This window comes from Rhodovarius sp. (assembly GCF_040399605.1).
GTDB lineage: Bacteria > Pseudomonadota > Alphaproteobacteria > Acetobacterales > Acetobacteraceae > Rhodovarius > Rhodovarius crocodyli_A.
This window is the reverse complement of the sequence record NZ_JBBARU010000010.1, coordinates 3370-22481: the sequence shown is the minus strand read 5'-3', so window position 1 is coordinate 22481 and position 19112 is coordinate 3370. Positions and strand designations below refer to the sequence as shown.

Annotated in this window: 18 protein-coding genes and 1 pseudogene; 7 read left to right on the top strand and 12 right to left on the bottom strand. The window is 67.5% G+C overall.

From position 1 onward, the window contains the following. Positions 1-14: 14 nt before the first annotated feature. From ntrC to dusB, 3 genes are read right to left on the bottom strand one after another with little or no spacing between them, the layout of a single operon-like run. Complete coding sequence (ntrC, locus tag ABWP84_RS05130) at positions 15-1457, bottom strand: nitrogen regulation protein NR(I) (RefSeq protein WP_353210924.1); 1443 nt, start codon at positions 1455-1457, stop codon at positions 15-17. Between the two features lie 3 nt (positions 1458-1460). After that, positions 1461-2609, bottom strand: coding sequence for an ATP-binding protein (locus ABWP84_RS05125; protein WP_353210923.1), 1149 nt, complete (start codon positions 2607-2609; stop codon positions 1461-1463). Then, complete coding sequence (dusB, locus tag ABWP84_RS05120; protein WP_353210969.1) at positions 2606-3634, bottom strand: tRNA dihydrouridine synthase DusB; 1029 nt, start codon at positions 3632-3634, stop codon at positions 2606-2608. The genes ABWP84_RS05125 and dusB overlap by 4 nt, the downstream gene beginning before the upstream one ends. A gap of 87 nt (positions 3635-3721) precedes the next feature. Between dusB and ABWP84_RS05115 the strand changes: the two genes are divergently transcribed. Continuing rightward, on the top strand, positions 3722-4864 hold the full coding sequence (locus tag ABWP84_RS05115; protein ID WP_353210922.1) for a bifunctional 2-C-methyl-D-erythritol 4-phosphate cytidylyltransferase/2-C-methyl-D-erythritol 2,4-cyclodiphosphate synthase: 1143 nt from the start codon (positions 3722-3724) through the stop codon (positions 4862-4864). A gap of 50 nt (positions 4865-4914) precedes the next feature. After that, positions 4915-5268, top strand: coding sequence for a hypothetical protein (locus ABWP84_RS05110; protein WP_353210921.1), 354 nt, complete (start codon positions 4915-4917; stop codon positions 5266-5268). Here ABWP84_RS05110 and ABWP84_RS05105 read toward each other — a convergent pair. Further along, complete coding sequence (locus ABWP84_RS05105; protein WP_353210920.1) at positions 5258-7351, bottom strand: ComEC/Rec2 family competence protein; 2094 nt, start codon at positions 7349-7351, stop codon at positions 5258-5260. The genes ABWP84_RS05110 and ABWP84_RS05105 overlap by 11 nt on opposite strands. 332 nt (positions 7352-7683) lie before the next feature. On the opposite strand from ABWP84_RS05105, the gene gltX reads away from it, so the two are divergent. Both gltX and ABWP84_RS05095 read left to right on the top strand, forming a co-directional pair. Continuing rightward, a complete protein-coding gene (gltX, locus tag ABWP84_RS05100; RefSeq protein ID WP_353210919.1) occupies positions 7684-9060 on the top strand; it encodes a glutamate--tRNA ligase in 1377 nt (458 codons plus the stop codon). A gap of 129 nt (positions 9061-9189) precedes the next feature. Then, positions 9190-9363, top strand: coding sequence for a DUF3309 family protein (locus ABWP84_RS05095; protein ID WP_353210918.1), 174 nt, complete (start codon positions 9190-9192; stop codon positions 9361-9363). 12 nt (positions 9364-9375) lie between these two features. On the opposite strand, the gene ABWP84_RS05090 is transcribed toward ABWP84_RS05095, so the two are convergent. After that, the gene (locus ABWP84_RS05090; protein ID WP_353210917.1) at positions 9376-9849 is read right to left on the bottom strand and encodes a DUF1203 domain-containing protein; all 474 of its coding nucleotides are present in this window, start codon (positions 9847-9849) and stop codon (positions 9376-9378) included. 115 nt (positions 9850-9964) lie between these two features. Between ABWP84_RS05090 and ABWP84_RS05085 the strand changes: the two genes are divergently transcribed. After that, the gene (locus tag ABWP84_RS05085) at positions 9965-10747 is read left to right on the top strand and encodes an SDR family oxidoreductase (protein WP_353210916.1); all 783 of its coding nucleotides are present in this window, start codon (positions 9965-9967) and stop codon (positions 10745-10747) included. 70 nt (positions 10748-10817) lie between these two features. Further along, a complete protein-coding gene (locus ABWP84_RS05080; RefSeq protein WP_353210915.1) occupies positions 10818-11846 on the top strand; it encodes an LLM class flavin-dependent oxidoreductase in 1029 nt (342 codons plus the stop codon). On the opposite strand, the gene ABWP84_RS05075 is transcribed toward ABWP84_RS05080, so the two are convergent. Both ABWP84_RS05075 and ABWP84_RS05070 read right to left on the bottom strand, forming a co-directional pair. Then, on the bottom strand, positions 11847-12194 hold the full coding sequence (locus tag ABWP84_RS05075; protein WP_353210914.1) for a hypothetical protein: 348 nt from the start codon (positions 12192-12194) through the stop codon (positions 11847-11849). Positions 12195-12200: 6 nt separating this feature from the next. Next, on the bottom strand, positions 12201-12494 hold the full coding sequence (locus ABWP84_RS05070) for a hypothetical protein (protein ID WP_353210913.1): 294 nt from the start codon (positions 12492-12494) through the stop codon (positions 12201-12203). 181 nt (positions 12495-12675) lie between these two features. Between ABWP84_RS05070 and ABWP84_RS05065 the strand changes: the two genes are divergently transcribed. Continuing rightward, a complete protein-coding gene (locus tag ABWP84_RS05065) occupies positions 12676-13671 on the top strand; it encodes an alpha/beta fold hydrolase (protein ID WP_353210912.1) in 996 nt (331 codons plus the stop codon). A gap of 129 nt (positions 13672-13800) precedes the next feature. Here ABWP84_RS05065 and ABWP84_RS05060 read toward each other — a convergent pair whose 3' ends face one another. The 5 genes and pseudogenes from ABWP84_RS05060 to ABWP84_RS05040 form a co-directional block, all read right to left on the bottom strand. After that, positions 13801-15348 (bottom strand): DHA2 family efflux MFS transporter permease subunit, encoded by a 1548-nt coding sequence (locus ABWP84_RS05060; protein ID WP_353210911.1) that lies wholly within the window; start codon positions 15346-15348, stop codon positions 13801-13803. Next, positions 15341-16504: an HlyD family secretion protein gene (locus ABWP84_RS05055; protein WP_353210910.1), complete on the bottom strand. Its 1164-nt coding sequence runs from the start codon at positions 16502-16504 to the stop codon at positions 15341-15343. Before ABWP84_RS05055 ends, ABWP84_RS05060 begins: the two co-directional genes overlap by 8 nt. 99 nt (positions 16505-16603) lie before the next feature. Further along, complete coding sequence (locus ABWP84_RS05050) at positions 16604-17497, bottom strand: LysR substrate-binding domain-containing protein (protein WP_353210909.1); 894 nt, start codon at positions 17495-17497, stop codon at positions 16604-16606. An 87-nt stretch (positions 17498-17584) separates the two neighbouring features. After that, a complete protein-coding gene (locus ABWP84_RS18535; protein WP_408904239.1) occupies positions 17585-18088 on the bottom strand; it encodes a hypothetical protein in 504 nt (167 codons plus the stop codon). A gap of 319 nt (positions 18089-18407) precedes the next feature. Then, positions 18408-19112: pseudogene (locus ABWP84_RS05040) on the bottom strand (hypothetical protein); the annotation flags it as partial.

The window sequence follows — 19112 nt, the reverse complement described above, 5'->3', positions numbered from 1 at the left end:
GCCCCCGCGCGGCATCAACTGATCCCGCGCACGACAGGCAATTCCAGGTCGCGCAGCTTCTTGCGCAGCGTGTTGCGGTTCAGCCCGAGCATGGCGGCGGCCTTGATCTGGTTGCCGCGCGTGGCGCTGAGCGCCAGACGCAGCAGCGGGCGCTCCACCTCGGCCATCACCCGCTCATGCAGGTCGCGCACCGGAAGGCCATCCTTATGCGCGGCGACGAAGGCCTTGAGGTGGCGCTCCACCGCCTGTTCCAGCGTTTCCTGGGCACGTGGCGCGCCATCGGGGCTGGTCTCGGCCTCGGCGAGTTCGGCATTCACCGCCCCCTCATCGATGGTCTCCTGCGGGTAGAGCGCGGCGAGGCGGCGCATCAGGTTTTCCAACTCTCGCGCATTGCCCGGCCAGGGGTGGCGCTTGAGGCGCTCCACGGCAGCGGGGGTGAGCTGCTTGAAGGCGAGGCCCGAGGCCTTGGCACGGTCCAGGAAATGCCGGGCCAGCAGGCCGATATCCTCGGTGCGCTCGCGCAAGGGCGGCAGGCGCAGCGGCACCACATTCAGCCGGTAAAACAGATCCTCCCGAAACAGCCCGGCGCGGATGGAGGCGCGCAAATCACGATGGGTCGCGGCCACGATGCGGGCATTGGCCTTGATCGGCTGGCGTCCGCCCACCGTGGTGAATTCGCCCTCCTGCAGCACGCGCAGCAGCCTCGTTTGCGCTTCGGCCGGCATATCGCCGATCTCATCGAGAAACAGCGTGCCGCCGGCAGCCTGCTCGAAACGACCCACGCCACGGGTCAGCGCGCCGGTGAAGGCGCCACGCTCATGGCCGAAGAGCTCGCTCTCGATCAGCTCGCGCGGGATGGCGGCCATGTTGATGGCCACGAAAGGCCCCTGCCGGCGCTTGCCATAATCATGCAGCGCGCGGGCCACCAGCTCCTTGCCGGTGCCGCTCTCACCGGTGACCATGACAGTGAGGTCGGTGGTGGTGAGGCGAGCGACGGTGCGATAAATATCCTGCATGGCGGGCGAGCGGCCAACCAGGGGCAGTTTCTCCGGCGGGCCGGCCTCCTCATCAGGGGCTTCGGTGGCGGCAGGCGTGGCCAGGGCGCGCTCCACCACCGCCAGCAGCTCCTTCAGATCAAAGGGCTTGGGCAGGTATTCAAAGGCGCCGCGCTGCGCCGCCTTCACAGCGGTGGTAAAGGTGGATTGCGCGCTCATCACCACCACCCGCAGATCAGGGCGGATGCGCTTGATCCGCGGCAGCAGGTCCAGGCCATTCTCATCGGGCATCACCACATCGGTGATCACCAGGTCACCCTCGCCATCCTCCACCCAGCGCCAGAGCGTGCTGGCCGAGGCGGTGGCGCGCACATTATAGCCGGCGCGGCCCAGCGCCTGGGAGAGCACGGTGCGGATGGCGCGGTCATCATCGGCGATGAGCACCGAACGGGGTTCACCCATTGTCTAATCAAGCTCCAGCGGAATGGGTTCACCCGGCGGTGGCGCGGGCATGGAAAGGCGGAAGGAGGTGCGGCCGGGCCGGCTGTCGCATTCGATCAGCGCGCCGTGATTGGACACAAGCTTGGCCACAAGGGCGAGGCCGAGGCCCTGCCCGCCCCGCTTGGTGGTGATGAAGGGCTCGAAGAGGTTGCTGCGCAGCTCCTCAGGGATGCCAGGGCCATTATCGCGCACGATGATCTGCAGCGGCAGATGCACCCGCTCCGAGGTTCCGGGCACCGCGATGCGCACGCCATGATGATAGGCGGTGATGAGATGTATCTCGCCACGCTCCTGGCCGCTCTCGCTCAGCGCCTCGGCCGCGTTCTTCACCAGGTTAAGCAGGATTTGCACCAGCTGGTCCCGATTGCCCCAAACCGGCGGCAGCGAGGGGTCATATTCCTCGACAATGCGCAGATGCGAGGCAAAGCCCGATTGCGACACCCGCCGCACATGGTCCAGCACGCGGTGAATATTCACCGGCGCCCGGTCGATCGGCCGGTCGGAGAACATTTCCATCCGGTCGATGAGGTTGCGGATGCGGTCGGTTTCATCCTGGATGAGTTGGGTGAGTTCGATATCGGCTTCGGAGGCATTCTGCTCGAGCAATTGCGCCGCACCACGAATGCCCGAAAGCGGGTTCTTGATCTCATGGCCCAGCATCGCAGCCATGGCGGTGGCACCGCGCGCGGCGCCGAGGAAATTCAACTGCCGGTCCAGCATCGCCGCCGTGCTGCCATCGGCCAGGGTGAGCACCACAGCGCCCGCCATCTCGGGCAGCGGCGCACCATGGGCCGAGACGCCGGAGCGGTTCAGCCGCGGGCTTTGCAGCAATAGATCATGGTCGGAGACCGGTGAATCCTGGATGCGGACTTGGCGCAGCAGGGCAAAGACCCGGCTATCCTCGGCCAGAAATTCGCCGAGCGACATGCCCATCAGGGTGGCGATGGATTGCTGGAAGAATTGCTCCGCCGCCTGATTGGCGAAGCGGAACTGATCATTGGCATCAAGCACCACCGCCGGCATAGGCAGGGCTGAGAGCACTGATGCGGCATCGGGCAGCGCAGGACGGTCATTGGCGGCACGGCGGGCGAGGCTCGCCATGCGGCCACTCATGCCGCCAGCCGCTCAGGCTGCGGCGCCTCAATGAGGGGGCGGTAGAAACCCTCCATCAGCGCCTCCGCCTCCTGCGGCGTCTCCACCCGGTTGACGCCCATGCGGAATTCCGCACCGCCGCGCAGGCCCTTGGAATACCAGGCGACATGCTTGCGCGCGATGCGAACACCAGCCTGAGTGCCGTAATGCGCCAACATGGCGCGGTAATGCTGCAACAAAATGGCGTATTGCTCGGCCAGCATGGGGTCCGGCAGCGCCTCGCCCGTGCGCAGATAATGCGCCACCTGGCGGGGGAACCACGGCCGGCCATAGCAGCCACGGCCGATCATCACGCCATCGGCGCCGCTCGCCGCCATGGCGCTGGCGGCATCCTGCACCGTCAGGATATCGCCATTGGCGATGACGGGGATGGTGACGGCGGCCTTGACCTTGGCAATGAAATGCCAATCCGCCGTGCCGGTATAGAGCATCTGCCGGGTGCGGCCATGAATGGTGACCAGCTTGATGCCGCATTCCTGCGCAATGCGCGCCAGATTGGGCGCATTGAGCGAATGATGGTCCCAGCCCATGCGCATCTTCAGCGTGACGGGCACATCCACGGCGCGGACCACGGCTTCGAGAATGCGCGCCGCGGCGATCTCATCGCGCATCAGCGCCGAGCCGGCAGATTGGCCCACCGCCACCTTCTTCACCGGGCAGCCGAAATTGATATCGACGATGGAGGCGCCGAGCGAGACCACCAGCTTCGCAGCCTCGGCCATCACCGCCGATTCGCAGCCAGCGAGTTGCACCGAGGACTGGCTCGCCTGGCCATCCACATCGGCCATCATCAGCGATTGGCGGTTCTGCCGGATCATCGCCTGGCTTGCGATCATTTCCGACACGACCAGCCCGGTGCCCTCGGCACGCGCCAGACGGCGAAAGGGCAGGTCCGTCACGCCCGACATGGGGGCGAGGATCACCGGCGTTTCTATGCGCAGACCCGGCGCCAGATCGATCGGCTTGAGAGGAGGGTTGCACAACATCTGTGCAGCCATACAGAAAGCCCAAGGTCTGGGCAACACGCATCATCGGTTTGCCGTCACGCGGAATCTGCCGTAACCGGCAAAGCCATGGATGTGGTGGCAATTCTGCTGGCGGCGGGCCAGGGCACACGCTTTGGCGCCGATAGGCCCAAGCAATATCTGGAGATCGCCGGCAAGCCCGTGCTGCGCCACGCGGCCGAGGCGCTGCTGGCCGAGGGCCTGGTCGCGGCGATTCAGCCGGTCTGCCCCGCGGGGCAGGAGGCGGTGCTGGCGGCGATGTTGCAGGGCCTGCCCGCGCTGCCCCCGGTGGCGGGCGGGGCCAGCCGCCCGGCCTCGGTGCGCGCGGGGCTTGCCGCATTGGCGGGCCGCGCCCCCGATCTGGTGCTGGTGCATGACAGTGCCCGCCCGCTGGTGCCGCCCGGCACCGTGGCCGCCTTGCTGGCCGCGTTGGAGGCCAGCCCCGGCGCCATCCCAGCCCAGCCGGTGAGCGATACGCTCAAACGCGGTGCGGCGGGCATGATCAGCGCCACCGTGCCGCGCGCCGGGCTCTACCGGGCGCAAACGCCGCAGGGCTTCCGCTATGCCAGCCTCGTCGCCGCCCATGAGGCCGCACCCGAGGATGCCACCGATGATGCCGAATTGCTCGAGCGCATGGGGGAGGCCGTGGCCCTGGTGCCGGGCAGCGAGCGCAATGTGAAAATCACCTTCCCCGAGGATCTCGACCGCGTGACGATACCCACCCCCCAAATGGTCTGCCGTGTCGGCACCGGCTTTGACGTCCATCGCCTGGTGCCCGGCCGCCCGCTCATTCTCTGTGGCATCGCGGTGCCCCATAGCCTCGGCCTGGATGGGCATTCGGATGCCGATGTGGGCATTCATGCGCTTTGCGATGCGATTTACGGCGCGCTGGGCGAGGGCGATATCGGCCGGCATTTCCCGCCCAGCCAGATGAAGTGGAAGGATGCCGATAGCGCGCAATTCCTGCTCCATGCGGCGGGACGAATCGCCGCGCGCGGCGGGCGGCTGGTCAATGCCGATGTCACGCTGATTTGCGAGCGCCCCAAGATCGGCCCGCATGCCCGTGCCATGGAGCAGCGGCTGGCGGCGCTGCTGGGCGTGGATGTCACCCGCGTGGGCGTGAAGGCCACCACCACCGAGCGGCTGGGCTTTGCCGGCCGTGAGGAGGGCATCGCCTGCCAGAGCGCGGTTTCGATCCTGATGGCGGAATAAGCTTCACACGGCATTCGACAGAGGGGTGGGTGAGGGTTTATGCTGCCCCCATGCCGCGATCCCTTCCTTTGCTATCCCTCCTCCTTCTGCTGGGCGCCTGTAGCGTGTTTGACCCCGCAGCCCCGCGCCCTGAAGGCCGCGATATCAACCTGCAGCAGAATGTCAGCGTACGCGCCGCCTGCCGCGAGGCGGCGGACCGCACGATCGCCCGGCAGGATCGTGGCCAGTTGATGCGCGAGGATGAGCGCGATTCCCGCCTGGGCACCGAAAGCTCGGTGCTCTCCTCACGCGCGGTGACCGACCAGATGGGCCGGCAATTCCGCCGCGACCGCATGGCCGCCGATTGCGAGCGGCAGAACCAATACGCAGCGCCCGACGCGGCTGCGCCGCAGCCTATTCGCTAGAGGCCAAGGGCAGGTTATCGGGGGTCCAGCGCGGCAGCGGCCGCGGTGGGACCCAAGGCCGATCCCCGCGCGCCGCACGGTGGCTCAGCACCACAGGCCCGGTCGCAGTGAGCCAGACGGCATGGGCGCCATCACGCCAGACACTGAACCGGTCAATCACCACCGAGCCTTCGCAGCGGCCGCGCACTGGCTCGGGCGAGAGTATGATCTCGGCCGCGCCACAGGGCGCCTCGGCCGGGGGCGGCGTGTCGCGGCGGCCGGCGGCCCGGCCACGCGGCGGCGGTGGGGTGTGGCGCAGCATGGCCAGCATAGGCCCATCGGCGGTGAGGCGAAGCCGGCATAGCCCCCCCTGGCAATCCAGCCCCGCCTCGCCACCCTGCTCGGGCATGGCGGCACCCTCCGCCTCCCCCCAGCCGCGCAGCCAGGCGTCCCGGGTGAAGCGCGTCGCCCCCGAGGCACGCTGAATGAAAACCTCGCCCTGGGCATTGCGCAGCGCGATCAGCCGCGCATCGGCGGAGATCAGCGCATCAGGTGGCGGGCTGGCGCTGCCACTGGCCAGGCCAATGACCAATAGCGCGGCCCCCGCCGCGCGCGCCGGCCCGCGCCACAATGCGAGCCACACCATCCCCAAGGCGCAAAGCCCCAAGCCCCAGCCCGGCAGCGGCGTGGCGGAGAGCGACGCCCCGGGCCATGCCGCCACTTCCCGGGCAATGGCCAGCACCGCCTCCACCCCCGCCGCCATGATACGCAGCGGCCAAGCCTCCAAGCCAAAGGGCATCAGCAGGCTGGCCAGCAGCGCGCTTGGCATAATGAGCAGGCTGGTCAGCGGCACCGCCAGCGCATTGGCCGCCACGCCATAGATTTGCAGCCGGCCGAAATGATGCAGGCCAAAGGGCGTGGTGGCAGCAGCGGCCAGCAGCGAGGTGAGGATGGAGGCCAGAAACACCAGCCAGGCGCGGTGCCACCAGCCTCTGCCGCCAGGCTGCGGCCGCACATACCCCCTGCCCCATTCCCAGGCCGCCACCAGCGCCAGCACCGCGGCAAAACTCATCTGAAAGGAGGGCCCCATGATGGCCGCCGGCTGCAAGGTCAGCACCATGGCGAAGGCGATGGCGAGGCCGCGCAAGGTCAAGGCCCGCCGGCCGATCAGCAGGCCGAGCGTGACCAGCGCCGCCATGGCGAAGCTGCGCTGCATCGGCACCTCCGCCCCGGTCAGAAGCATATAGAAGCCACCCAAGGCCAGCGCACCCAGCGATGCCGGCAGCTTCACATTCACCCGCAGCGCCAACCAGGGCCACAGCGCCAGACCCGCGCGCAACACGGTAAAACCCAGCCCCATGACAATGGCGATATGCAGCCCCGAGACGCTGAGCAAATGCGCGAGACCGGAATCGCGCATCGCATTCATCTCGGCCTGGGGGATGGCGGATTGCCCGCCGGTGATCAGCGCGGCGGCGATGGCGCCGGCCGGCCCGGCAATACTGGCCTGGACCCGCGCCTCAATCTCGGCCCGCAGCCCGGCCAGGGCCGGTGCTTCGCCGCCATCACGCAGCAACATGGCCGGGCCGAGGGCAAAGCCGCTGCCGCCCAGCCCCGAGAACCAGGCGGCGCGCTGAAAATCCCAAGCCCCCGGATGGGTGGGGGCGGAGGGCGGGCGGAGCAAGGCCCGCAGCCGGATGGTTTGCCCCGGCATGGGCTGGAATTGCTCATCGGCGCGCAGCCGCACCCGGATATGCCGCGCGGCCGGGGCACTCCCCTCCCAGGTCGCGCCCTGCAGGGTGACGCGCAGCCCCTCGGGCAGGCGGTCGATATCGGTGACCAGCCCCTCCACCATCACGGCGGTGCGGGGCAATTCCAACGGCAGTGCGGCGCGGCCGGCATGCCAGCCGGCGAGGCCAAAGCCCAGCAGCAGGGCCGCGAGCATGCCCATGCCCCAGGCGAGCCAAGCCTGCCGCCCCACCAGCCAGCCCCCCAGCAGCAGCGGCGGCAGAAAAGCGGACTGGGCGAGAGCCGAGGGCTCAAACCACAACTGAAAGTAGAGTAAAATCCCGCAACCCAGCGCCACTGGTAGCCAGAGCGCCAAATGCGGCTGCTGCGCCGCTGCGGCGGCGATCAGCGCTTCCCGTCAGGCCAATGGCCGCGGCAGGCGAAGTGGTATCGAAGCGCTCGAAACAACCGCTGATTGCACCATATGCAACCCTAGAAACGACTCGGGCGACTCGGTCAATGCAAATTGAATAATTTACCTCTCACGAAATATTTCATGCCCTAGCGAATATTTTTCTTCACCGACTCGAGCGCGACTCGACACCGAAATCGTTTTCATTGCCCCCCCGAAAAAAACCCTTGACGCTGCCGGCAAAATTACCCGCCGGGGCCCTGGACGAAGCCCGCCCGCGCGCGGATATCGGGCGCATGACCATCCGCACCCGCTTCGCGCCCTCCCCCACCGGCTTCCTGCATATTGGCGGGGCACGCACGGCGTATTTCAACGCGCTCTTCGCCCATCGCCATGGCGGGCAATATCTGCTGCGGATCGAGGATACTGATAAATCCCGCTCCACCCCCGAGGCGGTGGCGCAGATCATCGAAAGCCTCGCCTGGCTCGGCCTCTCCCCCGATGCGCCGCCGGTGATGCAAAGCACCCGCGAGGCCCGCCATGCCGAGGTGGCGCATGCCCTGCTCGCCGCCGGAAAAGCGTATCGCGCCTATGAAACCGCCGATGAACTCAAGGCGATGCGTGAGGCCGCGCAGGCCGAAGGCCGCCCCCCCCATTACAATGGCTATTGGCGCGACCGCGCGCCCGGCCCGGCCGAAGCCGAAAAACCCTTCGCCATCCGCATCAAGGCCCCGCGTGAGGGCTCAACTGTGGTGAATGACCTGGTGCAGGGCCGCGTCGAAGTGCGCAATGCCGAACTCGATGACATGATCATCCTGCGCAGCGACGGCACCCCCACCTATCTCCACGCCGTGGTGGTCGATGACCACGACATGGAAATCACCCATGTCATCCGCGGCGATGACCACCTGACCAATACCTTCCGCCAATGCATGGTCTTCGACGCCATGGGCTGGGCGCGGCCGGAATTCGCCCATGTGCCGCTGATCCATGGCGCGGATGGCGCCAAGCTCTCCAAGCGCCACGGCGCGGTGGGTGTGCTGGAATGGCGCGACCAGGGCGTGCTGCCCGAAGCGGCGCTGAATGCTCTGCTGCGCCTGGGCTGGGGCCATGGCGATACCGAGATCATCACCCATGCCGAGGCGCAAAACATCTTCGACATCGCCGATGTCGGCCGCGCCGCCTCACGGATGGATTACGCCAAGCTCAGCCATATCAACGGCGTCTATCTGCGCGCGGCGGAACCGGCGCGGCTGGCGGCGATGGTGGCAGAGCGCCTCTCGCCCGATGCCCAAGGCATGGCCCGCATCGAGGCGCTGATGCCGGCAATGCAGGAGCGGGCGAAATCGGTGCTGGAACTGGCCGAAGGGGCCCGCTTCGCCCTCGGCCACGGCGCACCACCGGCCGATGAGAAGGCCCGCGCCATGCTGACAGAAGAGGCCCAAGGCCGGCTGGCCCGGCTGGCCCAGGCGCTCGGTGGTGCGGAATGGACCAAGCCTGCACTGGAGGCCTGCCTGAAAACCTTCGCCGAGGCCGAGGGGGTCAAACTCGGCGCCGTGGCCCAGCCCTTGCGGGCGGCGCTGACCGGCAGCCTGCAATCGCCGCCGATTGACGCCGTGCTGGCCGCACTCGGCCGCGAAGAGGCGCTGTTCAGGATCGCCGCCGCCGCCTAACCCGCGCCCTCCCACTCCAGGCTTTGCAACGTTCCACCTGCGGGCGGCGTTGTTCGCACACGCAGCTAGGCATTTTGGGCCGTGAGCCCAGCGCCGCGATGCGCAACCCCTGACGAGCGGAGCCTCACCATGAGCAACATCGTGATTATTGTCCTAGTCCTACTGCTGCTCGGCGGCGGCGGCGGATATTATGGCTATAACCGCTATGGCGCGAATGGGCTGGGCGGCGTGCTTGGCCTCATTCTGATGGTGGTGCTGGTCTTGTGGTTGCTCGGTGTGCTGAGCGGCGGGCGGATGATGTAGCGCCGGGCCGCCTCAGCCCCGCTCCACCCGCGTCAGCCAGCAGCCCGGCCGGGCGGTGTGGATGTTCACAAAGGCCACGCGCGGGTCGGCCAGGCGTTCGCGCAAAGGGGCCTCGGCCTCGTGCCCCGGCAGCACGAGGCCCAGATCATAGAGGCACATCCCGGCATGATCGTAATGCCGCAGTGAGATGATGCTGTTCTCCGTTACCGTCTCCGGCAGCCGGTCCTGCTCGATCATGGCCGCGCAATCATGCGCGTGCAGAAACACCGGCGAGGGCGTCCAATAGGGGCCGATCGGCGCCGGCAGGTCCCAACTCGCCAGCAGCATCGTCTCGCCGGGCTGGCCCAGGCGCAGGCAATGCCGGCAGGGAAAGCCCGGGCCATCCACGGCGCGGCGATGCACCGGGCCACCACGATCATCGCGCCCCGTCTCGCGGAAGCGCTGCGCGCTTTGGGTGTCCATCGGAAAGCAACGGAATTGGGTCATCGCGGCATTGTAGCCGCCGCGCGCGGTTTCGCCTCCCGATTGTTGCGCTGCTGCGCCACGCCTTGGAGAAATCCACCATACCGGCCTAGCATCGCGCCAATACGGAGGAACAACCTTGAACAATCTCTTCGACCTCAGCGGCAAGACCGCCATCGTCACCGGCGGAAGCCGCGGTATTGGCCGCGCCATCTGCATTCGCCTCGCCCAGCACGGCGCGAAGGTTGTCGTCGCCTCGCGCAAGCTCGATGCCTGCCAGGCGGTGGTCGATGAAATCACCGCCAATGGCGGCACCGCCATGGCGCATGCCGCATCGATCTCCCGCAAGGAGGATTTGCAGGGCCTGGTGGATGCCACCATCGCCGCCTGGGGGCAGGTGGACATCCTGGTCTGCAATGCGGCGCTGAACCCTTATTTCGGCCCCAGCCAGGAGATTTCCGACGAGGCTTATGACCGGATCATGAACGGCAATGTCCGCTCCAATCTCTGGCTCAGCCAGATGGTGATCCCGGCCATGGCGGCGCGGGGCGAGGGCTCGGTCATTTTCATCTCCTCCATCGGCGGCTTCCGCGGCTCGCCCATGCTGGGCATCTATGGCGTCTCCAAGGCGGCCGATATGCAATTGGCCCGGGCACTGGCCACCGAATGGGGCCCCCGGGGCGTGCGGGTAAATTCCATCGCCCCGGGCCTGGTGCGCACCGATTTCGCCCGCGCCTTGTGGGAGGATGCGGCCAATCTGAAGAAGCGCACCCGTGACAGCCCCCTGCAGCGCATTGGCGAGCCTGATGAGATCGCCGGTGCAGCGGTCTTCCTGGCCAGCGCCGCCTCGGGCTTCATGACCGGACAGAGCATGGTCATCGATGGCGGCGTGCTGGCCGGCCCACCCCGCGTGGAAGATTGAGCCCTCCCCCATCGGGGGAACAAGTGTGGGGCCGCTGGCCAAAACGGCAAAGAGGCCCCACATTCCCGCCATGCCCATCGCCCTTTCCATCCTCGACCAATCCTCCGTCGTGACCGGCCGCGGGCCGGATGACGCGGTCCGCGAGACCCTGGCCCTGGCCCGCATGGCCGACCAATGGGGCTATCACCGCTATTGGCTGGCCGAGCACCATAATTCCTCCGCCCATGCCGGCTCGGCGCCGGAAATCCTGATCAGCGCCATCGCCGCCACCACAAGGCGCATTCGCGTGGGCAGCGCGGGCGTGATGCTGCCGCATTACGCGGCGCTAAAAGTGGCCGAGCAATTCCGTGTGCTGGAGGCCATCGCCCCCGGCCGCATCGATCTGGGCCTGGGCCGCGCACCGGGCAGCGATGGCCGCACCGCCTATGCGCTCAACCCCAATGCCGGCACCGCAGCCGATCAATTCCCGCAGCAAATTCGTGATTTGCAAGGCTGGCTGGGCGATGGCCTGCCGGTGGACCACCCCTTCCGCGCCGTCACCGCCAGCCCCGCAGTGCCGACCAAGCCTGAATTGTGGATTCTGGGCAGCAGCGATTACGGCGCCCAAGTCGCGGCGTTTTTCGGCCTGCCCTATTGCTATGCCTATTTCATCACCGATGGCGCAGGCAGCGAGCAGGCAATGGAACTCTACCATCAGGGCTACCGCCCCAGCGCCGCCAACCCCACGCCGAATGGCGCGCTGGCCGTCTTCGCGCTGACAGCTGCGACCGAGGCCGAGGCGCATCGCCTCTTCTCCTCCCGTGCCCTAGCCCGGCTATGGCGCGACCAGGGCCGCTTCCTGCCGCTGCCCAGCCCCGAGGAGGCCGATGCCTATGCCTATTCCACGGCCGAGCGCGCCCATGTCCAGCGCCTGCGCGACCGCGCGCTGATCGGCACGCCGGCCCAGGTGCGGGCCGGGATCGAGGCGCTGGCAGCGGCGCATGTCGCCAGCGAAGTGGCCATTCTCAGCCCCTGCCACAGCGCTGCCGCCCGGGCCGAAAGCTACCGCCTGCTGGCCGCCGAATTTGCGCCGGAGGCCCCTGCCCGCCTGGTGGCCTGATCAGCCATAGCCATCATCATCGCCATGCCAGGGCCGGCTGGCATGGGCCTGGCGCCGGCCGCGACGGTGGCGCCACCAATCCTGCACCGGCCCCAGCAACAAAAGCGGTGAGGCCAGCAGCGTGGCCAGCCCAAACATGGCCGCCCAGCCCCGCGCACCCGATAGCAGGGCAGCAACACTCATCCCGGCCAGCCCGCCCACCAGCAAGAGCCCCAGGCCGAATAGCCCCACCATCAGCCGGTGCCTCGCACTCAGCCAGGTGGCGGGCGCGCTGTCATCAGTGGTGGGGCGGCCATCCCTTCCGACATCATATTGCCGGGCCGGGTCGAGGCCAAAGGGCGCGGTCACGCGCGCTCAGGGCCGACGAATAACCACAAAGCGCAGCGGCCGGCCCTCGCGCCGAGCCTGCCGAAGGCGCCACCACATTATAGCGCCGGCAGTCAGCGCCGACACCGCCAGGATCGGCAGCAAAATCCCAATCGCCACCACCGCCAGCGAGGCCAGCAGCAGCACCCCGGCGATCCCCGCCACCAGCAGGCAAACGCGCAGCACAACACTCACCAAGCGTTCCATAGGGCTCGGTGGCGGCGGGGTGTTGAATTTCCCCTCCGGGGTCATGTCCAGAATGGGCGGGCGCGGCGTTTCCATCGCCGAGATGTTGCGTGGCAGGGGCCGCGCTTCAAGGGGCGGGTGCGCGGGCCCTACCCATCATCGAGGATTGCGCCATGATGGCCCAGCCGATGATCGTGCAAGGTGATAGCATCATGAACGCGCAGCGCAGCATGGCCATTGGCAAAAACCTGCCCCAGCTCCAGCCCCGGGCAGGCCGATGAGCTGGGCCCGCCAAAGCGGCGTCTTCAACCTCGGCGACATGCCACTCTCCGCCGGTGGTGTGCTGCGTGATGCCAAGCTGAGCTGGCACAGCCATGGCACGCTCTCACCCGCGCGGGACAATGTGGTGGTCTATCCCACCAGCTACTCCGCCCAGGCGCCCGAGCTGCAATGGCTGCTCGGGCCCGATGGCATTCTCGACCCCACGCGCTGGTTCGTGGTGCAGCCCGATATGTTCGGCAATGGGCTCTCCTCCAGCCCCTCGAATGATCCGGACTACCCCGCCCTCGTCACCTCCTGGGACAATGTGCGCGCACAGCAGCGCCTGCTGGCCGAGCATTTCGGTATCGCGCGGGTGCATTGCGTCTATGGCTGGTCGATGGGCGCGCAGCAGGCCTATCACTGGGCGGCGGCCTTTCCGGGCATGGTCTCGCGCATTATCGCCCTCTGCGGCTCGGCGCGCACGGCGGTGCATAATCAGGTCTTCCTGCGCAGCCTGATGGCGGTGCTGGAGTCTGCCCCCGAATATATCGGCCAGGGCCGGTTTTCGGCCGAGCCGGTGGCCAGCATGCGCGCCTTCGCCCGCATCTATGCCAGTTGGGCGCTGAGCCAGGATTTTTACCGCGCCGGGCTGCATCTGGCGGCCGAGCCTGACCTCGAGAGTTTTCTGCGCAACCAATGGGAGGCCCGCTGGGGCATCCGCGCCGCGGCCAATCTCTACGCCCAGGCCAAATGCTGGGACGCGGGCGACATCGCCGCCGGCGGCGATCTACCCCAGGCGCTGGCCGCCATCGAGGCCCAGGTGCTGCTCATGCCCGGCGAGACCGACCTCTATTTCCGCGTGGCCGATAACGCGGCCGAATTGCCCCATCTGCGCCACGGCACACTCACGCCCATCCCCAGCATCTGGGGCCACCGCGCCGGCAACCCCATGGGCAATGCGCAGGATACCGCCTTCGTCAAAACCCATGTCAGGGCGTTTTTGGAAGCCTGACCCTGCGGAAAACGCGAAGCAGCGCAGCTAGAGCCGTTTCACCGCAAGCGAAGACGGTGAGACGGCCCTAGCTCTTGTTTTCCCGCATTTTCCGAGCCGCCTTGCGAAGCTGCAAGGCTCGAAAATGCTCTAACGCGGCCGCTGCCGCAAGGTCAGACCGGGCAGGATCGCCAGCAGACACACCACCGCCACCAAGACAAAAGCGTCGCGAAACCCCATCAGCGAGGCCTGCGCCTCCACCATACGCGTCATGAAATCATGCGCCGCATCGCGCCGGATAACCTCGGGCAGCCCACCTTGGGCATAGAGATTTTCCAGCAGCCGCCGCGCCTCCAGTGTCGCGCTGCCGCCATCGATCTGGGCGTTCAACATATCGGCATGCAGTTGGGTTCGCCGCTCCAGGAACACCGCGAGCAGATTGGTGCCAAAGGCCCCGCCCAGCATGCGGCAAAAATTGATCGCCCCCGCACCCTGGCCGAACAGCGCCGGCGGCAAGGCCCGCATTCCACCCACATTCATATTCGGCATGGTCAGCCCCAGCCCGATCCGGCCGAGCAGAATGGACATCGCCAAACTCCAAAACGCCGTATCCGTGCCCACCCCGGCGATCAGCCAACTCGACCAGGCAAACAGCGCAAGCCCCGTGCAGACCGGCAGCCAGGGCGCCATGATATCCGCCAGCCTGCCGGCGATAAGAAACACCAGCGCCACCGCCATCCCCGCCGGCATCAAAATCAGCCCCGAGCGGGTGGGGGTATAGCCCTGCACCCCCTGCACCAGCAGCGGCAGCAAATAGGTAGAGCCAAAAATCGCCCCGCCATAAATGAAGGCCACCAGCGAGGCCGCGGCAAAGCCGCCATGGCGAAACACCCGCAAATCCAACAGCGGCGAGGGCCCCAACCCCTGCCACAGCACAAAGCCCAGCGTGGCAGCGGCAGCGCCTACCAGCTGCGCCACCACCCTATCCGCCCCCCAGCCATGATGCTGCCCATCTGTCAGCCCCGAGAGCAGCAAGCCAATGGAGAGCGCCAGCAGCACCGCCCCCAGCCAGTCAAACGCCCGCGGCGCCCTGCCCGAGACCCGGCCGGGCATGAACACACAGCCCATCACCAGCCCCAGCGCGGCCGTGGGCAGGCTCAGCCAGAACACCGCGTGCCAGGAGAAACTATCCACCAGCACACCCCCCAGCGCGGGGCCAGTAGCAGGCGCCATCACCACGCCAAAGCTGAACATACCCATGGCCGTGCCCCGCCGCTCGGGCGGAAACACCAGAAAAATCAACTGCATGGACAAGGGCTGCAAAAGCCCGGCAGCGCCACCCTGCGCCACCCGCGCCGCCACCATCACCGCGGCCGAATTGGTCAGCCCCGCCACCACCGAGGCCAGCAGAAACATCCCAATCGACACCACATAAGTCCGCCGGAACCCAAACCGCTCCACCGCCCAGGCATTGAGCAGCATGAAGCCGGTATTGGCGGCAAGAAAACCGGTGGAGAGCAATTGCCCCTCCTCCTGCCCCATCCCCAGCGCGCCCACGATATCAGGCTGCGCCACCACCACGATGGTGGAGGAGAGAATGCAGGAAATCGTTCCCGTCAGCGCGGTGAGGGTGACCCACCAGCGATAGGCCGGGCCAAATCGCGCAAAAAGCTCAGCAATCGAGGGCCCGTCACCCACCCGTCTCGGCCTCGATCTTCACCAGCATCCCCGGCCGCAACAGCCCAGAGGGCGGCGGTGGGTCAAGCCGCACCCGCAGCGGCATCCGCTGGGTGATGCGGGTGAAATTGCCAGAAGGATTGGGGCTGGGCAGCAGGGCGAATTCGCTGGTGGCCGATTGCACCAGGCGGTCCACCCGCCCCTCGAAAACCCGCCCTGGCCAGGCGTCCACGCTCACCCGCACCGGGGTGCCGATCTGAAAATGGCGGAGATCCGTCTCCTTCACATTGGCCTCGATGCGAATCTCATCGGGGTTGTGGACCAGCAGAATGCGCTGGCCGGCCAGCACATACTCGCCGGGATCGACGAAAATACGGTCCACCACGCCGGCAAAGGGCATGCGGATGGTGCGGTCGGCCATATCCAGTGCCGCGCGGTCGCGCGTGGCGGTCAATTCGCGCGCCTGATGGGTGAGGCCCTCAATCTGCCGGGCAATCACTGCCATTTCCTCGCGCGCCGCCAGGGCCGCGGCCATCAGCGCCTCGGCCTGACGGATTTCAGCCCCGGCGCCAATCGCCCGCTGCCGGCCCAATTCCCGCAGGCTGCGCAATTGCTCCACCCGCTGCGGCGTGCCCGCGCCGGTGGCCACGAGGCGGTCGGCGCGCAAGAACTCCGCCTCGGCGAAGGCGCGCTCCGCCTCGGCGCCGCTGAGTGTGGCGCGGGCGGCTTCAAGCCGTGCTGCGGCCGCGGCATGCTGGCTCTCGCTTTGGCGGTCCACCATGCTGAGGCGCGCCTGCAACTCGGCCTGGCGCGAGGCGATGCCGGCGATTCGCGCCTCCAATTCGGCCACCACCAGCGCCGCCTCGCGTGCATCCACCTGGACCAGCAACGCGCCCTGATCCAGCCTGTCACCAGCGCTGACCGGCAGGGCCTGCACCCAGCCCGGCACGCGGCTGGCCAGCATCACCATATCGCCCGCCACCCGAGCATCATCGAGCACGATATGGGTGAATTGCCAGTGCAGCCATCGCCCGGCCGCGCCCAGCGCCAAGACCACCACCAGCACAAGGCCAGCCATACGCAGCCGGCCCCGCCGGTATTGTCGCCCTGCCGCCAGATCTTCGCCCTGGGTATCCCGCCCGTCAGCGGGCAGGGTCTTGGGCGGTCCGATATCCATTGCAACGCTTCCTTGGCCGCAAGTCCTGCACGGGGCGGCGTCCCCAAGGAGGAAGTCTAGGACCAGTTTCGCCTTGAGGGGAATAGCAGCGCCATGGGCTCAGCCATCGGCGAAGATGAGCCTGGGCGGCAGCCGCGGCTGGATGAAATCAATGAAGGCGCTGCATTTGCGTGGCACATGCCGCCCGCGCGGATAGACGAGTTGCAAGGGCATGGGCGGGGGTTCGAATGCGCGCAGCAGGACCACAAGCCGCCCCGCCGCCACTGCCTCCGCCACTTCGAAACACAATGCCCGCGTGATACCCGCACCACCCACCGCCGCCGCCACCGCGGCAGCGGCATGGCTCACCGCAAGCCTGCTGCGCAGCGCGACGCGCTGGGAGCCATACTCCCAAGGGGCGGATGGCGGCTCATCGGTCAGCGTCACGCCTTCATGCCCGGCCAGCGCGGCAGGTTCGCCCGGCACCCCGCGCGCCGCCAGATAGGCCGGGCTGGCGCAGGTGATGCGCCGAACCACCCCCAGCGGCAGCGCAACCAGGCCAGGCTCGCTAACCGCGCCGATGCGCAAGCCGACATCAACCTCCTCCTCGGCCAAATTCACCAACCGCTCCGTCAGCAGCAGCCGCACCGAGACATCCGGATAGGCCTGCAGGAATTCCGCCAGCAGCGGCGCGAGATGCTCCCGCCCCAGGGCCGGCGGTGCGCTGACCAGCAATTCCCCCCGCATGGGCGGGGTATCGGCCAATATGCTGCGCTCAGCCTCCGCCACCTCCTCGAGCAAACGCCGCGCAATGATGAGAAAACGCTGCCCCGCCTCGGTGGGCAGCGTCAGCCGCGTGCTGCGGATGAGCAGCCGCACCTGCAAATGCGCCTCCAACTCGCTCACCTTGCGGCTGAGGCTTGGCACCGGCATGCCAAAATGCCGCGAGGCGGGGGTGAAGCCGCCCCGCTCCGCCACCGCCACGAAGGCGGCCATCGATTCCAGCCGGTCCATCCGCATTACCCATCCCTGCAAGAGGGGTGGAAAATGCAGGATATGGCATGCAACAGGAAGAGGCGGGGCGAAACCCAGCGCCTCGCATCAGCCAAAGATGAAGAGATCCCCCGCCTGGCCGCTGGTCAACAAATCCACCACATCGACGCTGCCATAGGTGCTTTCCGGTATCCGCTCAGCCCTGCGGCGGCGTCCAAGCCTCGCCTGGAATGCTCGCCAAAAGCTGCGGGTATAGGCATGCTGGGCTGCTGCAAAAACCTTCGCCGTCGGTCCCATTTCGACAATCCGGCCGCGCTGCATCACCGCCACCCGGTCGGCGATCTCAGCCACCTCGCCAAAATCATAGGTGATGAACAGCACTCCCGCGCCCTGGCGGGACTTAATCTCGCGAAGCAGCCGCAAAATCTGCATTTGCGTCGTCGCATCATGCGCCGTGGTCGGCTCATCGGCAATCAGCAGCGCGGGTTCCAGCGCCATTGCAATCATGACCCGCTGGCGGTGCGAGAAGCCCAAATCGAGCATCACCACAGCCTTGAGATACAGCCAAAGCTGCACATGCAGTGGGTCATCCAGGCCAAATTGCCGGCGCAACTCCTCGAGAAACAGCGGGTCAACTTACCAGCAGGGGCAAGTCTAGGCAGAGTGGTTGGTAATCCTGCGGCCAGGTTTCGCCGCCGCGCCAGGTGTAGCGGCGGGAGATGGCGAGCGAGGGAGGTGGCGGTGGCGCAAGGCCGGCGCCATGGGTATCGCGTTGATTGCGCAAAGATGTCGTGTTCGGACAAATAGGGGGGCTGGCGCTGGGGCGGCCAGCGCTGGTGGGCCGGATGGGGTTGTGGAAACAGCGGCAGCCGGCTGTATATAGGATTATTTACCGAAGAAGGCAAGCGTTCTCACTGGGCTGGCGGCTGGTTCAGCCGGGCACCACCCGCAAAAAACCGGTCTTGAGCAGCCACAGCATTCCCCGCCCGGCCAAGGGGCGCTCGGCCTCGGGCATTGCGTCGTGCAGGGCCTGGGCGGTGATGCTGTCCTGCTCCGGCACGCTGGCCAGCAGCCGGGCGAGGCGCTCGGCCATTGGCGCATCGGGGTTTGGGTGGATGGCTGCCGGCACGGCCAGGGTGGCTGCCAGCCCCATGGCCGGGGCTGCGGGGTCACGCGCCAGCATTGTCATGGGCTGCAGGATGGCGCTGGGCCAGGCGGCGAAGAGCTGGGTGTGGTCCATCAGCGCGGGCAGCGGCGAGGGGCCGCTTGGCGGGTCGGCGGCATGCTCGCGCACCGAGCGCAGCTCGGCCCATAAATCCTGCCAGCGGGGGATGATGCGCGCCCAGTCGAATTCGCCACGCGCGCGGGACTGTGCCGCTGCCGCCATGGCGCGGCGGGCGGGGGCGTCGAAGACCAGCGTCTCCAGTGCGGCCGTGGTGGCGGCGATGTCGATGGCCACCAGCTGCGTGGTGGCGGCCAGGAAATGGTCGTAATCCAAGGCACCCGTGCCATGCGCCATGGCGAGATCGGGCGCCGTGCCGGGGGCGGCCATCAGGCTGGGGATGCGAAACCCATCCTGGCCATGGCGCACCGTGTCGCGAAACCCGTCCCAGTCACTGACCAGCACCGGCAGGCC

What these genes read in the sequence shown, in the direction of transcription:
- ntrC (WP_353210924.1), bottom strand. Translation starts at nt 1,457, where the DNA reads ATGGGTGAACCCCGTTCGGTGCTCATCGCCGATGATGACCGCGCCATC.
- ABWP84_RS05125 (WP_353210923.1), bottom strand. Translation starts at nt 2,609, where the DNA reads ATGAGTGGCCGCATGGCGAGCCTCGCCCGCCGTGCCGCCAATGACCGT.
- dusB (WP_353210969.1), bottom strand. Translation starts at nt 3,634, where the DNA reads ATGTTGTGCAACCCTCCTCTCAAGCCGATCGATCTGGCGCCGGGTCTG.
- ABWP84_RS05115 (WP_353210922.1), top strand. Translation starts at nt 3,722, where the DNA reads ATGGATGTGGTGGCAATTCTGCTGGCGGCGGGCCAGGGCACACGCTTT.
- ABWP84_RS05110 (WP_353210921.1), top strand. Translation starts at nt 4,915, where the DNA reads ATGCCGCGATCCCTTCCTTTGCTATCCCTCCTCCTTCTGCTGGGCGCC.
- gltX (WP_353210919.1), top strand. Translation starts at nt 7,684, where the DNA reads ATGACCATCCGCACCCGCTTCGCGCCCTCCCCCACCGGCTTCCTGCAT.
- ABWP84_RS05095 (WP_353210918.1), top strand. Translation starts at nt 9,190, where the DNA reads ATGAGCAACATCGTGATTATTGTCCTAGTCCTACTGCTGCTCGGCGGC.
- ABWP84_RS05090 (WP_353210917.1), bottom strand. Translation starts at nt 9,849, where the DNA reads ATGACCCAATTCCGTTGCTTTCCGATGGACACCCAAAGCGCGCAGCGC.
- ABWP84_RS05080 (WP_353210915.1), top strand. Translation starts at nt 10,818, where the DNA reads ATGCCCATCGCCCTTTCCATCCTCGACCAATCCTCCGTCGTGACCGGC.
- ABWP84_RS05070 (WP_353210913.1), bottom strand. Translation starts at nt 12,494, where the DNA reads ATGGAAACGCCGCGCCCGCCCATTCTGGACATGACCCCGGAGGGGAAA.
- ABWP84_RS05065 (WP_353210912.1), top strand. Translation starts at nt 12,676, where the DNA reads ATGAGCTGGGCCCGCCAAAGCGGCGTCTTCAACCTCGGCGACATGCCA.
- ABWP84_RS05055 (WP_353210910.1), bottom strand. Translation starts at nt 16,504, where the DNA reads ATGGATATCGGACCGCCCAAGACCCTGCCCGCTGACGGGCGGGATACC.
- ABWP84_RS05050 (WP_353210909.1), bottom strand. Translation starts at nt 17,497, where the DNA reads ATGGACCGGCTGGAATCGATGGCCGCCTTCGTGGCGGTGGCGGAGCGG.